This is a genomic window from Leclercia adecarboxylata (assembly GCF_023639785.1).
GTDB classification, from domain to species: domain Bacteria; phylum Pseudomonadota; class Gammaproteobacteria; order Enterobacterales; family Enterobacteriaceae; genus Enterobacter; species Enterobacter adecarboxylatus_D.
This window is the reverse complement of the sequence record NZ_CP098325.1, coordinates 449,300-463,301: the sequence shown is the minus strand read 5'-3', so window position 1 is coordinate 463,301 and position 14,002 is coordinate 449,300. Positions and strand designations below refer to the sequence as shown.

Annotated in this window: 14 protein-coding genes; 7 read left to right on the top strand and 7 right to left on the bottom strand. The window is 55.9% G+C overall.

The features are described 5' to 3' along the window. Nucleotides 1-10 precede the first annotated feature (10 nt). Nucleotides 11-1,363, bottom strand: a complete 1,353-nt coding sequence (pmbA, locus tag NB069_RS02195) for a metalloprotease PmbA (protein WP_250587378.1) — start codon at nt 1,361-1,363, stop codon at nt 11-13. A 95-nt stretch (nt 1,364-1,458) separates the two neighbouring features. Between pmbA and yjgA the strand changes: the two genes are divergently transcribed. From yjgA to NB069_RS02175, 4 genes are all read left to right on the top strand, one after another. Continuing rightward, the gene (yjgA, locus tag NB069_RS02190) at nt 1,459-2,007 is read left to right on the top strand and encodes a ribosome biogenesis factor YjgA (protein WP_250587376.1); all 549 of its coding nucleotides are present in this window, start codon (nt 1,459-1,461) and stop codon (nt 2,005-2,007) included. Nucleotides 2,008-2,437: 430 nt separating this feature from the next. Beyond that, nucleotides 2,438-2,758 carry a DUF5862 family protein gene (locus NB069_RS02185; RefSeq protein WP_250587374.1) on the top strand — a complete coding sequence of 107 codons (321 nt, stop codon included), beginning with the start codon at nt 2,438-2,440 and terminating at the stop codon, nt 2,756-2,758. Between the two features lie 207 nt (nt 2,759-2,965). Beyond that, nucleotides 2,966-3,286, top strand: coding sequence for a DUF5862 family protein (locus NB069_RS02180; RefSeq protein WP_250587373.1), 321 nt, complete (start codon nt 2,966-2,968; stop codon nt 3,284-3,286). Between the two features lie 150 nt (nt 3,287-3,436). Beyond that, entirely contained in the window at nt 3,437-3,772 is a 336-nt protein-coding gene (locus NB069_RS02175; RefSeq protein ID WP_250587372.1) for a DUF5862 family protein, read from the top strand. Nucleotides 3,773-3,814: 42 nt separating this feature from the next. Here the strand turns inward: NB069_RS02175 and mpl are convergent, their stop codons facing one another. Next, nucleotides 3,815-5,188 (bottom strand): UDP-N-acetylmuramate:L-alanyl-gamma-D-glutamyl-meso-diaminopimelate ligase, encoded by a 1,374-nt coding sequence (gene mpl / locus NB069_RS02170; protein ID WP_250587370.1) that lies wholly within the window; start codon nt 5,186-5,188, stop codon nt 3,815-3,817. A 179-nt stretch (nt 5,189-5,367) separates the two neighbouring features. Between mpl and fbp the strand changes: the two genes are divergently transcribed. Further along, nucleotides 5,368-6,366: a class 1 fructose-bisphosphatase gene (fbp, locus tag NB069_RS02165; RefSeq protein WP_250587368.1), complete on the top strand. Its 999-nt coding sequence runs from the start codon at nt 5,368-5,370 to the stop codon at nt 6,364-6,366. A 150-nt stretch (nt 6,367-6,516) separates the two neighbouring features. Further along, complete coding sequence (locus NB069_RS02160; protein ID WP_250587366.1) at nt 6,517-6,870, top strand: LysR family transcriptional regulator; 354 nt, start codon at nt 6,517-6,519, stop codon at nt 6,868-6,870. On the opposite strand, the gene NB069_RS02155 is transcribed toward NB069_RS02160, so the two are convergent. The 5 genes from NB069_RS02155 to ytfQ form a co-directional block, all read right to left on the bottom strand. Continuing rightward, the gene (locus NB069_RS02155) at nt 6,845-8,413 is read right to left on the bottom strand and encodes a methyl-accepting chemotaxis protein (RefSeq protein ID WP_250587364.1); all 1,569 of its coding nucleotides are present in this window, start codon (nt 8,411-8,413) and stop codon (nt 6,845-6,847) included. The genes NB069_RS02160 and NB069_RS02155 overlap by 26 nt on opposite strands. 93 nt (nt 8,414-8,506) lie before the next feature. Further along, nucleotides 8,507-9,508 (bottom strand): galactofuranose ABC transporter, permease protein YjfF, encoded by a 1,002-nt coding sequence (gene yjfF / locus NB069_RS02150; RefSeq protein ID WP_250587362.1) that lies wholly within the window; start codon nt 9,506-9,508, stop codon nt 8,507-8,509. Further along, nucleotides 9,495-10,520: a galactofuranose ABC transporter, ATP-binding protein YtfT gene (ytfT, locus tag NB069_RS02145; RefSeq protein WP_250587360.1), complete on the bottom strand. Its 1,026-nt coding sequence runs from the start codon at nt 10,518-10,520 to the stop codon at nt 9,495-9,497. Before ytfT ends, yjfF begins: the two co-directional genes overlap by 14 nt. A 10-nt stretch (nt 10,521-10,530) precedes the next feature. After that, nucleotides 10,531-12,033 (bottom strand): galactofuranose ABC transporter, ATP-binding protein YtfR, encoded by a 1,503-nt coding sequence (gene ytfR / locus NB069_RS02140; RefSeq protein WP_250587358.1) that lies wholly within the window; start codon nt 12,031-12,033, stop codon nt 10,531-10,533. Between the two features lie 104 nt (nt 12,034-12,137). Then, nucleotides 12,138-13,094: a galactofuranose ABC transporter substrate-binding protein YtfQ gene (gene ytfQ, locus NB069_RS02135; protein WP_032616231.1), complete on the bottom strand. Its 957-nt coding sequence runs from the start codon at nt 13,092-13,094 to the stop codon at nt 12,138-12,140. 309 nt (nt 13,095-13,403) lie between these two features. Here ytfQ and ppa point away from each other — a divergent pair, with 309 nt between their 5' ends. Then, entirely contained in the window at nt 13,404-13,931 is a 528-nt protein-coding gene (ppa, locus tag NB069_RS02130; RefSeq protein ID WP_250587356.1) for an inorganic diphosphatase, read from the top strand. Nucleotides 13,932-14,002 lie beyond the last annotated feature (71 nt).

Below are 14,002 nucleotides of genomic sequence, written 5' to 3'. Positions count from 1 at the left end.
CGCCTGAGTATTACTGACCGGCAATTTTCATTTCCGGTAGCAGAACAGAACCGCACTGGATATTGCTCCGCGTCTCGATATCGTTGCCCACGGTCACGATATTGCGCCACATATCCTTTAAGTTGCCGGCGATGGTAATTTCACTCACCGGATACTGAATCTCACCGTTTTCCACCCAGAAGCCAGACGCGCCGCGCGAGTAGTCACCGGTCACCCCGCTCACGCCCTGCCCCATCAGCTCGGTCACCACCAGCCCGGTGCCCATCTCTTTCAGCATCTGCTCAAAGCTCAGGCCACGGCCCGGAATGCGCCAGTTGTGGATCCCGCCCGCATGGCCGGTGCTCTTAAGCCCCAGCTTGCGCGCGGAGTAGCTGGTCAGCAGCCACTGGGTAAGGATGCCGTCTTTGATAATATCGCGACGTTCCGTGCGCACCCCTTCGCTGTCGAACGGCGTGGAGGCCAGCCCTTTCAACAGGTGCGGATGCTCTTCAATGGTCAGCCACTCCGGCAGGATCTGCGTGCCCAACGCATCGAGCAGGAAGGTGGATTTACGGTACACCGCCCCACCGGCAATCGCGCCCACCAGATGACCAAACAGCCCGGTCGCCACTTCATTGGCGAAGATCACCGGTGCTTTCATGGTAGACAGTTTTCGTGGCGCAAGGCGGGATAATGTGCGTTTTGCGCACTCCGTCCCAACCCACTCTGGCGACTGCAGATCGCCCATCGCCCGGCCGATGGTGTAGGCATAATCGCGCTCCATGTCGCCGTTCTCTTCGGCAATCACGCAGCTGGAGAGCGAGTGGCGGGTGGAGCTGTAGCCCTGCAGCATGCCGTGGCTGTTGCCGAAGACTTTGATGCCGTAGTGGCTGTTAAAGCTGCCGCCTTCGGTGTTGGTGATGCGCTTATCGGCGTTAAGGGAGGCCTGTTCCGCGCGGGCCGCGAACTCAATGGCTTCGTCCGGGGTCACTTCTGCCGGATGGAACAGATCCAGATCCGGGGCCTCGAAAGCCAGCAACTCCCTGTCTGCAACGCCGGCGTAAGGGTCGGGCGAGGTGTAGGCAGCGATATCCAGCGCCGCCTGCACGGTGCGGGCAATGGCGTCCGGACTTAAATCAGTAGAGGATGCGCTGCCTTTACGGTTCTGGTGATAAACAGTAATCCCTAACGCGCCATCGCTATTAAATTCAACGTTTTCCACTTCACCGTAGCGGGTGCTGACGCTCAGGCCGGTGGTCTTGCTGACGGCGACTTCTGCCCCGTCGGATTTCGCTGACGCCAGCTCCAGGGCCATGGAGACGGCCTCTTCCAGTGCTTTACGCTGCGCTGCAACTTGTGAGATCACTTTCATCGTAAATGCCATAATGTAAGGTGTAGTTAGCTGAAGTCTAACAGAGAACCGTTTCTCAGTACGCGTCTAAACTGGTAACATTAGCCTCTTTTTTTAAGGAGCCTGACATGACTAAGCAGCCCGAAGACTGGCTCGACGACGTTCCCGGTGATGACATCGAAGACGAAGATGATGAGATCATCTGGGTCAGTAAAAGTGAAATTAAACGCGACGCCGAAGAGTTAAAACAGCTTGGTGCGGAAATGGTAGAGCTGGGTAAAAACGCGCTGGATAAAATCCCGCTCGACCCCGATCTGCGTGCCGCCATCGAACTGGCACAACGCATCAAGAAAGAGGGCCGCCGTCGCCAGCTTCAGTTGATTGGTAAACTGCTGCGTCAGCGCGATGTGGATCCGATCCGCCAGGCGCTGGATAAGCTGAAAAACCGCCACAACCAGCAGGTTGCGCTGTTCCATAAGCTCGAGCAGATCCGCGATCGCCTTATTGATAATGGTGATGACGCCCTGGCGGAAGTGCTGAACCTGTGGCCGGACGCTGACCGCCAGCAGCTGCGTACGCTTATCCGTAACGCGAAGAAAGAGAAAGAAGGGAACAAGCCGCCAAAATCCGCACGACTGATTTTCCAGTATCTGCGCGAACTGGCGGAAGCGGAGTAACCACTTTCTGTAAAAGGGTACGCAGGCATTGGCTTGCGTACTTCACATTGCAACTGCTCCTCTCTCCTTTACCCTTCGATTTTGTAATTTACCTCTATGAATTAGCCCCCTGACAAAGCTTCATCATCGTCCTTCTCTGTTAGCGTTGTTAACGCAAGCATTACACTACAGTGTGTAATAATCGCCCCTTAAGGTATTTTTCAGCTTACCGCTCCAGGGGCATTTCATTTATTAATTCACGTTAAAAAAACACCTGGCAATTCACTACCCTTCCCCTTTTAAAATGAATTTTCTTAATTAATATTTACCCGGCACAAATGGATTTGCTAATGTCTGCGCCGCAAATATAAAGACGACCTGCGTGTATAGCTGTATCGTTTTTATCATTATGCGAAACACATCTTTTTTGATTTTGATATGGAGTATTAAAATGCGTGAATTAAATGCTATGGATATGAGCTTCGTTACCGGTGCAGGTGAAATGACTATGGATGAACGTGTTCAGGGTGCAATCTGGGGTGCGATGGATGGCATCCTGACCGGCGTTGCAATCGGCGGTAAAGTGAGTGGTGCTGGCGGTTTCATCGCGGGTGCGGTTAACCAGCTGGTTTCCGCCATTATTGGCATTGTGGGCGGCGGCATTTTTGGTGCGGTCGGTGGCTTCCTGTACGGCCGTGACGAAATCAAGGTCGTTGCTCAGAACTACCGTGAAACCTTCGGTAGCGCGAGCCAGGCGTTTGGTACTATTTAAGCCATAATTTACTCGGGTAATGTTTTTAAAAATTAATCATTTCTTAGAAACCTTTTAACCCTCACTCTTCAATGCATTTGTGAATAATATATATTGAAGCGATAGCTTTCGTTTAATTATCTGCATAATGTATAAATCGTCCAATCTGATTTGGCGGTTCTTTAGGTTATTAATAACAATAACCAATTAACTATTAAGGGATATAAAATGCGTGAATTAAATGCTATGGATATGAGTTTTGTTACCGGTGCTGGTGAAATGACCATGGATGAACGTGTTCAGGGTGCAATCTGGGGTGCGATGGATGGCATCCTGACCGGCGTTGCAATCGGCGGTAAAGTGAGTGGTGCTGGCGGTTTCATCGCGGGTGCGGTTAACCAGCTGGTTTCCGCCATCATTGGTATTGTGGGCGGTGGTCTTTTTGGCGCTGTCGGTGGCTTCCTGTACGGCCGTGACGAAATCAAGGTCGTTGCTCAGAACTACCGTGAAACCTTCGGTAGCGCGAGCCAGGCGTTTGGTACTATCTAAACCCTTCCCCTTACCGGTATAGATTCAGCGCTATTTCTCATGGCCCTGTATGAATACAGGGCCATTTTTTACAACATGCGCATAGCATAAAGAAACGAGAGCGGGTCATGAATGTCCGACTACCGGTGATGAAATAACGCAGCGTAATCAATGAAGGATTCTGAAATGCGTGAATTAAATGCAGTAGAGTTAAGTACAGTAGGCGGTGCAGCTGATTTAACGAGGGAACAACGTTTAATCGGTGCGCTCTGGGGTATACTGGACGGCGGCCTGACCGGCGCAGCGGTGGCCGGCAAGGTAAGTGGTTCTGGCAGCTTTATTACCGGCGCTATTAACCAGCTGGTTTCAGCGGCAATCGGTTTTGTCAGCTGCGGTTTTTCTTGTGGCGTTGAAGGCTTCAACAACGGCCGCGATGCAGCAGCAGTCTGGGCCGCTGAATACCGCGCATCCTACGGCGGCGCCAACCAGGGCTTTGCTTCCGTTTAAAATATTAAAATGGCCCTGTGTTTCACAAGGCCATTTTTTGCGTTACAGCGTCGCTTCCGCTTTTTTCGCCAGACCGTCCAGCAGCTTCTGATGGATCCCACCAAACCCGCCGTTACTCATCACCAGGATGTGATCGCCAGGCTGTGCGGTTTTCACCACCATTTCCGCTAACGTATCCACATCAGCGCTCCAGTGCGCTGGCTGGACGCAGGCTTCGGCCACTTCCGCAACCTGCCACGGAATGTGCTGCGGCTGCAGCAGGAAGACCTCATCTGCACGGCCCAGAGAGGGCGCCAGATCGTCTTTGCAGACCCCCATCTTCATGGTGTTGGAGCGTGGTTCCAGTACGGCCAGAATGCGTGCCGTGCCGCCCACTTTGCCGCGCAGGGCCGCCAGGGTGGCCAGGATCGCGGTCGGGTGATGGGCAAAATCGTCATACACCGTCACGCCATGGGCTTCGCCGCGCAACTCAAGACGGCGACGGGCATTGATAAATGAGCCCAGCGCACTGGCCGCATCGGCGGGCAGCACGCCCACATGACGGGCCGCGGCAATCGCCATCAGGCCGTTATGCATGTTGTGTTCGCCGACCAACGCCCAGTTCACTTCCCCGACTTTTTCGCCATCCAGCAACACTTCCCATTGAGAGGCATCGTTGGTCAGCTTTTTCGCCTGCCAGTGGCCCTGCTCGCCCACCAGCTCCTGCTCGCTCCAGCACCCCATCGCCAGGGTCTGCTTCAGGTTGATGTCATTTTCCGGCAGAATGATCCGCCCCTGGCCCGGCACGATGCGCACCAGATGGTGGAACTGTTTTTGAATCGCTTTCAGGTCGTCGAAAATGTCCGCGTGGTCGAACTCAAGGTTGTTGAGGATCAGCGTGCGCGGGCAGTAGTGGACAAATTTGGAGCGTTTATCAAAGAACGCGCAGTCGTATTCGTCTGCTTCGATGACAAAAAACGGGCTCTCGCCCAGACGGGCTGAGACGTCGAAATTGCCCGGTACGCCGCCGATCACAAAGCCCGGCTTGTAGCCGCAGGCTTCGAGGATCCAGGTCGCCATACCGGCGGTGGTGGTTTTACCGTGAGTACCGGCAACGGCCAGCACCCAGCGATCGCGCAGGACAAAATCATGCAGCCACTGCGGGCCTGACATGTAGGGAATATTCCTTTCCAGCACGGCTTCTACGCAGGGATTACCACGGGTCATGGCGTTACCGATGATCACCAGATCCGGCTGCGGTTCCAGCTGGCTGGCGTCGTAACCCTGAATCAAATCGATGCCCTGGTTTTCCAGCAGCGTGCTCATCGGCGGATACACATTGGCGTCCGAACCTGTCACCTCATGGCCAAGAGCGCGCGCCAGCATAGCCAGGCCGCCCATGAAAGTGCCACAAATCCCCAATATATGAATGCGCATACGTCACTATCCTTCTTCAATGTGGCGCACATTTTACGCATATGTCAGCAGCAGAGAAACGCATTTCAGGAAAATCTGTAGCAAGCTGGCGCGATTCACCTCTGCGACACTATTTGAAAGTTTGTTAAGATTGTTGGGCATCAACAACTTTACTCAACATCCAATGCAGGGAAAGTGTTATGAAAACGTTAGGTGAATTTATTGTCGAAAAGCAGCACGAGTTCTCGCATGCTACCGGTGAGCTCACTGCTTTGTTGTCGGCAATAAAGCTGGGCGCCAAGATCATCCACCGCGATATCAATAAGGCCGGTCTGGTCGATATCCTGGGTGCCAGCGGTGCTGAAAACGTGCAGGGCGAAGTTCAACAGAAACTCGATCTGTTCGCGAACGAAAAACTGAAAGCTGCACTGCGCGCACGCGACATCGTTGCGGGTATCGCCTCGGAAGAAGAAGATGAAATTGTCGTCTTTGAAGGGTGTGAACACGCGAAGTATGTCGTACTGATGGATCCGCTGGATGGCTCCTCCAACATCGACGTTAACGTCTCTGTCGGCACCATTTTCTCCATTTATCGTCGTGTCACCCCTGTCGGCACGCCGGTGACTGAAGAAGATTTCCTGCAGCCGGGCAACAAGCAGGTTGCGGCGGGCTATGTGGTGTACGGCTCCTCCACCATGCTGGTGTACACCACCGGCTGTGGCGTGCATGCCTTCACCTACGATCCGTCGCTGGGCGTGTTCTGCCTGTGCCAGGAGCGCATGCGCTATCCGCAGAAAGGCAGCACTTATTCCATCAACGAAGGGAACTACATTAAATTCCCGGCGGGTGTGAAAAAGTACATTAAATTCTGCCAGGAAGAGGATAAATCCACCCAGCGCCCTTATACCTCGCGTTACATCGGCTCTCTGGTGGCGGATTTCCACCGCAACCTGCTGAAAGGCGGCATCTACCTCTATCCAAGCACCGCCAGCCACCCGGAAGGCAAGCTGCGTCTGCTATATGAGTGCAACCCGATGGCCTTCCTCGCCGAGCAGGCGGGCGGTAAAGCCAGCGACGGCAAAGAGCGGATTATGGATATCATTCCTGAAAGCCTGCACCAGCGTCGTTCGTTCTTCGTTGGTAACGACCATATGGTTGAAGACGTCGAACGTTTTATCCGCGAATACCCGGATGCCTGAGTTTGACCAGAAGGGCCGCCAGGCCCTTTTGTTTTTCCAGTGATTTATACCTTTGTCGGTATAACACTATATAAAAATGCTGCTGTCACCCGCCCGCTCAATCCGTCATCATTACGGCGTTCAAATAGTGTTCAACGGAAATCAGCAGAAATGAAAAACTTCTCTCGCTCAACGACGGGCATCGATCTCAATCTGATCCCGGTCTTTATTGAAGTTGTCAGGTGCGGGAGCATGGCCAAAGCCTCTTTACGCCTGGAGATGTCCAGACCCGCCGTGAGCCTGGCGCTGAAACGCTTTGGTGTGCTTTTTAAGGCCCCGCTTTTTACCCGCAAAGGCCTGTATCTTGAGCCAACGCCCTATGCGCTGCACCTGGCCGCTGAGATGGAAAAGCTGCTGGGCTTGATCCACGACCATATTGCCAGCGCGCCCTCCTGGGGGGAGAGCGTCCCGGCGCCTGTGACACCGGGACAGGGTGATGCTATGCCTGTTGCAGCGACAGTTTAAACGACGACATCGCCTCGATAAGCTCGCGGGATTGCTCTTCCAGCGAGCGCGTCGCCGCCGAAGATTGCTGCACCAGCGCCGCGTTTTGCTGCGCGGTTTCATCCATCTGATTGACCGCAATATTTACCTGCTCAATACCACGACTCTGCTCGTGCGACGCGTTGGCGATCTCACGCATCAGGCGGGTCATGCGCATCACTTCGGTAGCGATCTCATCCATCGTTTCCCCCGCCTGCTGGGCCAGCTCGCTGCCTTCGCTGACGTGTGACTGTGAATCGCTAATCAGAGTGCGGATCTCTTTTGCCGCATCGGCGCTCCGGCTGGCGAGGATACGCACTTCTCCGGCCACGACCGCAAACCCACGCCCCTGCTCACCCGCGCGGGCGGCCTCGACCGAAGCATTCAGCGCCAGGATATTGGTCTGGAAGGCGATACCGTCGATGACGCTGAGAATATCGGCGATACGGTCAGCGCTGCCGGAGATGTCGCGCATCTTCTCAATCACGTAGCACACCATTTCGCTGCCGCGATCGGCGGTATCCGACATCGTCTTCGCCACCTGATGCGCCTGTTCGGCGTTATGGGCATTCTGTTTTACCGTGGCGGTGAGCTCTTCCATGCTGGCGGCGGTCTGCTCCAGCGAGGTGGCGGTGGATTCCGTACGCTGGGCAAGGTGCATGTTGCCTGCGGTCAGCTCCCGGCTGCCGGTGTCGATTTGCGAGCTGGCGTCGCGCACCCGCAGCACCGAGCCCATCAGCGACTGGCGCATCTCCTCGATGGCGGCGTTCAGGCGGTTAAACTCCTGGCTGGCAGGGGCTGGCGAAGCATGGGTCAGATCCCCGGCGGCCACGTGCTCGAGCTGGGCGATAGAGGTGGAGAGCGGCTTGAGCAGCATATGGCGCAGCGCCAGCCAGGCCAGCACGATAATGCCGGCGGTCAGCAGCGCGGCGACGATAATCAGCAGCATCACCCGATTTTTACTCGCCTGCACCGCGGCAACTTCGGCTTTGCCGCGGGCGTCACTCCAGGTCTGGAAGGCCTGCATGTCGTTGTCAAACTGACGCGCCACCGGCACCAGACGGTTCTCCAGCAGATCGTAATAGTCATCCGCATTCTGCGCATTCAGGGCATTCTGCATTGGCACGATCCCCTGGGCGTTATAGGCCGCCAGGCTCGCGGCAACCTTCTTCAGCAGCTGTTCCCCTTCGGGATCGTTCACGCCGCTATCGATCACGCTTTTCAGCGTGGTTTGCGCCTGTTTGATTTCGTCATTGATGTTCTTCACCGATTTGGCGGCGTCATCCAGCAGGCCCACCTCCATCATGCGCACGGCCTGCCCCGCCTCGTTGCGCGCGCGCAGGATCAGGGTGTAGCCCGAATTGAGCTGCACCAGCTGCTCACCCTGAAGGTGATTAATGCGCTGCAGTGAGGAGGAACTCTGGGTGAGGGCATAAATGCCAATACCGCTGACGAGCAGCAGCAGGAGGGTCATGACGGCCAGTAACGAAAGCAAGCCGGTACGAATCGATAGCGTTTTCAGCATGATGTAATTTCCGGTAGCGAGATAAATCTGGACAGAATTAAGGGTTATCGGCCGCTACCGGAAAAGGTTTAGACTTTACGCAAATTCAGGGAGTTATCCCTTGCTGGTCGTGATGTTCACCCGTGTGACAGGCGAGCTCTGGCGGTTCTCCCAGAGTACGGTCAGGCCGCGCTGCAGGGCAATAAAGATGAACAACAGAATGCCAATCGCAATCTTGGTCCACCACGAGCTCAGGGTGCCGTCGAAATTAATGTAGGTCTGGATCAGCCCCTGGATCGCCACCCCGAACAGCGTGCCCAGCACCGTGCCGACCCCGCCGCTGAGCAGCGTGCCGCCAATCACCACCGAGGCAATGGCGTCCAGCTCTACGCCAACGCCTGCCAGCGCGTAGCCCGCCTGGGTATAGATGGAGAAGACAATCCCCGCCAGCGTCGCCAGCCCGGTAGAAAGCATATAGATCCGGATGGTGGTGCTGCGGGTGGAGATCCCCATCAGGTTCGCCGATGTCGCGCTGCCGCCGATGGCATACACTTCATTGCCGAAACGGGTGCGGTGGGCGAGGAAAATACCCATCACCACCACGCCCAGCATCACTAAACCGAGAATACTCAGGCGGCCGCCACCGGGGATTTTCCACGCCAGGCTGGAGAGGGTGTCATACACCGGATGGTTAATCGGGATCGACTCTTCCGACACCAGATAGCTGACGCCGCGCAGGAAGAACATCCCCGCGAGGGTGATAATAAACGCCGGAATTTTCAGGGCGTCGATCAGCAGCCCCATAAAGGCGCCAAAGGCACAGCCCATCGCCAGCACCAGCGGGAAGGCGAGCAGCGGGGAGATCCCCCAGTAGCCAATCGCTTTTGCCAGGAAGACGCCGGTAAAGGCGATCACCGAGCCGACGGAGAGGTCGATCCCGCCGGAAAGGATCACGAAGGTCATGCCAACGGCGATAATCCCGAGAAAGGCGTTATCGGTCAGAATGTTGCAGATCACCCGCGTCGATGCAAAACCGGGGAACTGCGTCAGGCAGTAGAGATACCCCAGCACAAACACGCCCAGGGTTATCATGAGCGGTAAATTACGTTTTATCATGACCACGCATCCCCTTAATGAGACTGATAAAGCGCGGCGACTGCACGATGAGCACGCAGAGCACCACCACCGCTTTCACCACCTGGTTGAGTTCCGGCGGGAAACCGGACAGCAGAATGCCGGTGTTCATCCCCTGGATAATCAGCGCGCCAATCACCGACAGCAGCAGGTTGAAGCGCCCGCCCATCAGCGACCCGCCGCCAATCACCACCGCCAGAATGGCATCCAGCTCCAGCCACAGACCGGCGTTGTTGGCATCCGCGCCGCGAATATCCGCGGCGACAATGATCCCGGCAATGGCGGCACATACTCCGCTTAAGACGTAGGTCAGCATTACCATCAGGCGGGTACTGACCCCGGCGTTTTTCGCGGCGCGAATGTTGATCCCCACCGCTTCGATAAACATCCCGAGAGCGGTTTTGCGGGTGAACAGCCAGAAGGCGATCAGGGTGACCACCACGATAATTACCGGCGTCGGGAAGAACAGCAGCGAGCCGCTGCCAATCCACGCCAGATTCGGGGCGTTGAAGGTGACGATCTGCCCGGAGGTGATCAGCTGTGCCACCCCGCGTCCGGCCACCATTAAAATCAGGGTGGCGACGAAGGGCTGGATTTTGAGGATCGCCACCAGGATGCCGTTCCACAGCCCCGCCAGTACGCCGGTGCCCAGCGTCACCAGCAGCACCACCGGCAGGCTGTGTCCGGCCACGGTCATCGAGGCCGCCGTCGCGCCCGCAATGGCCATCACTGCCCCCACCGACAGGTCGATACCGCCGGTGGCGATCACCAGGGTCATGCCGATTGCCAGCAGGGCCACCGGGGCGGCGCGGTTTAAAATATCAATCGGACTGCCGAACAGGCGGCCATCCTGAAGGATAATCTGATAAAAGTGCGGTGAAACGAGGCTATCCACCAGCAATACCAGTAGCAGCGCAATGATTTGCGGCGTGCCGGTGGGCCAGCTGAAGCGGCGCTTCGGCTCGCCGGTCTGAGAAAGTGAACGTGGCATCACGATCTACTCCTTATGCCGCAATGGCGTTCATGATGGCCGGAACGGAGAGCTTGTCCAGCGGGATCTCGGCTACCTGCTGACGGTCGCGCATGATGATCACCCGATCCGCATAGCCCACCAGCTCTTCCAGCTCCGAGGAGATGACCAGCAGCGCCAGACCATCGGCGCAGAGGGTTTCGATCAGGCGGATAATTTCCGCGTGCGCCCCCACGTCGATACCGCGGGTGGGCTCGTCGAGGATCAGGAACTGCGGTTTGGTCAGCAGCCAGCGCGACAGCAGCACCTTCTGCTGGTTACCGCCAGAGAGGAACTCGATGGGCTGCTCCGCGCTCGGGGTACGGATGCCGAGCTGGCGAATAAAGCGCTCGGCAATGGCGTTTTGCTCTTTACGTGGAATGGGTCGCAGCCAGCCGCGCTGGGCCTGCAGGGCCAGAATGATATTCTCGCGCACCGAGGCGGCAGCGATGATGCCGTCGGTTTTCCTGTCTTCCGGGCAAAAGCCGATCCCAAGGCTGGAGGCCTGATGCGGGGAGCGCAGCGCCTGAGGTTTGCCTTTGATCATCGCCGTACCGCTGTCGGCAGGTTTGATCCCGAATATCACCTCCGCCGTTTCGGTGCGGCCTGAACCTAACAGGCCCGCCAGACCGACGATTTCGCCCGGACGCACCTCAAGATCAAATGGCGCAATGGTGCCTTTCTTGCCGAAGTCTTTAAATGCCGCCACCGGTTTCTCGCTGAGCAGGGTACGGCCCGCACGTTGCAGGGCGTTGGTCTCCAGCTCGCGGCCGAGCATCATTTTGACCAGCTCGATTTGCGGCAGCTCGCGGGTTTCACGGCAGCCAACAAAGCTGCCGTTACGCAGGACGGTAATGCGGTCGCTCACCTCATACACCTGATCGAGGAAGTGGGTGACGAAAATCAGGCTTACCCCCTGGTCGCGCAGCTGGCGCATCAGGGTGAAGAGCATCTCCACCTCCTGAGTATCCAGGCTGGCGGTGGGTTCATCGAGGATCAGCACTTTGGCGGAGAGATCGATAGCGCGGCAGATGGCAACAATCTGCTGCATCGCCACCGAAAAACGGTTCAGCGGCTCGCGCACGTCCAGGGAGAAGCCGTACGACGCCATTAGTCTGGTGGCGCGGGCCTCCATCTCTTTGCGGCGCAAAAAACCAAAACGTCGCGGCTCGCGGCCGATAAACAGGTTATCCGCTACCGACATGTTCGGCAGCAGGTTCACTTCCTGATAAACCGTCCCGATACCCAACTGCTGGGCATGGGCGGTATTTTTCGGCGATATAGCGTGGCCTTCCAGCCAGATGGTGCCGCGATCGGCGTGATAGACACCGGTCAGGGCTTTAATCAGGGTGGATTTCCCGGCGCCGTTTTCGCCCAGCAGGGCCATGATTTCGCCGCGGCGCAGACTGAAATCGACGCTATCCAGCGCTTTTACGCCGGGGAAGTACTTGCTCAATCCTTCTGTGCGGAGGATTTCCTGGTGTTGGTCTGTGGTCATGGTTTTCCTCCCCTGCATCAAGCCGGATGACGCTACGCTTATCCGGCCTACAAAAGCGTGTATCGTAGGCCGGGTAAGCGCAGCGCCACCCGGCAATTTCTGGATCAGTAGCCCATATTTTTCTTCTTCTCTAACTCTTCTTTAGCGGTATCAGGCAGATAGAGCGTGGATTTGGTGATGGTGACTTTCTCCGGCATGGTGCCGTCTTTCTTGAATTTTTCCAGCGCGTCGAAGGCCGGGCCGGCCATGTTTGGCGTCAGCTCAACGCTGGCGTTGGCCTCTTTGTCGATCATCGCTTTATAGATATCCGGTACGCCGTCGATGGAGCCCGTCAGGATATCGGTGCCCGGCTTCAGGCCCGCTTCTTTAATGGCCTGGATAGCGCCGATCACCATGTCGTCGTTATGGGCGTAAACCATGCAAATGTTCTTGCCGTTGTTCTCGGCTTTGATAAAGCTTTCCATGACCTCTTTACCTTTACTGCGGGTAAAGTCGCCGGACTGAGAACGGATAATTTTGATGTTTGACGCTTTAGAGATGGCGTCGGCAAAGCCTTTCTTACGGTCGATAGCCACGCTGGCGCCAACGGTACCCTGCAGCTCAACCACGTTACACGGCTTACCATCCACCTGTTTCACCAGCCATTCACCAATCAATTTACCTTCCAGCACGTTGTCGGCGGTGACGGTGGTCATATAGAGAGATTTGTCTTTTACATCGATGGAACGATCGAGCAGGAAGACCGGAATTTCCGCATCTTTAGCTTCTTTTAAAACGGGTTCCCAGCCTGTCGCCACGACCGGGGCAATGAAGATGGCGTCAACGCCCTGAGCGATAAAAGAGCGTACCGCTTTGATCTGGTTTTCCTGTTTTTGCTGACCATCGGCGATTTTCAGCGTGATACCGCGCTTTTCGGCTTCACTCTTCGCGACGTTGGTTTCAGCGGCGCGCCAGCCGGACTCTGAGCCGACTTGCGCGAATCCTACGGTTAAGGGGGCGGCCATCGCCATAGACGACATGGCTGCCGAAACTGCTGTGACAAGAAGTAAGCGCTTCCACATAAGTGCGTCCTCGTAGGGTAGTTTATTGTTGGATAAATGTTGTTCAGCGAACAGACTATAGACAATACGAGATGTAACGGAGTGTGTTACATCACACTTCAGAAAAGTGAATAAAACGTTAATCACAAGTTTGTAATCGCTTTCACTCACCCATGAAAAAAGCGGCTGAGTTTATGGATTATCTTGTCATGAGAATGGGCTGATAGTGGCCTTCAGGTGAAGGGATTGGCGAAAACAGGCGAAGACATTCCGCGCCAGTTGGCTATAATACTCGCCACTTGATTACCAATCATTTTAAAGGACACAGACATGAGCTTACTCAACGTCCCAGCGGGTAAAGAACTGCCGGAAGACATCTACGTAGTTATCGAAATCCCGGCGAACGCTGATCCTATCAAATACGAAGTGGACAAAGAGAGCGGCGCGCTGTTCGTAGACCGTTTCATGTCTACCGCAATGTTCTATCCGTGCAACTACGGTTACATCAACCACACCCTGTCTCTGGACGGTGACCCGGTAGACGTACTGGTCCCAACGCCATACCCACTGCAGCCGGGCTCCGTGATCCGCTGCCGTCCGGTTGGCGTGCTGAAAATGACCGACGAATCCGGTGAAGATGCGAAACTGGTTGCGGTACCGCACACCAAGCTGAGCAAAGAGTACGATCACATTAAAGATGTGAACGACCTGCCAGAGCTGCTGAAAGCGCAGATCACCCACTTCTTCGAGCACTACAAAGATCTCGAGAAAGGCAAATGGGTTAAAGTTGACGGCTGGGACAACGCAGAAGCGGCGAAAGCTGAAATCGTTGCCTCTTTTGAGCGCGCTAAGAAGTAATTCTTAACCTGCGTAAAAAAGCCCCGCGAGCCGGGGCTTTTTTGTGGCTGTCAGTTGCCGGGTGGCGGCTG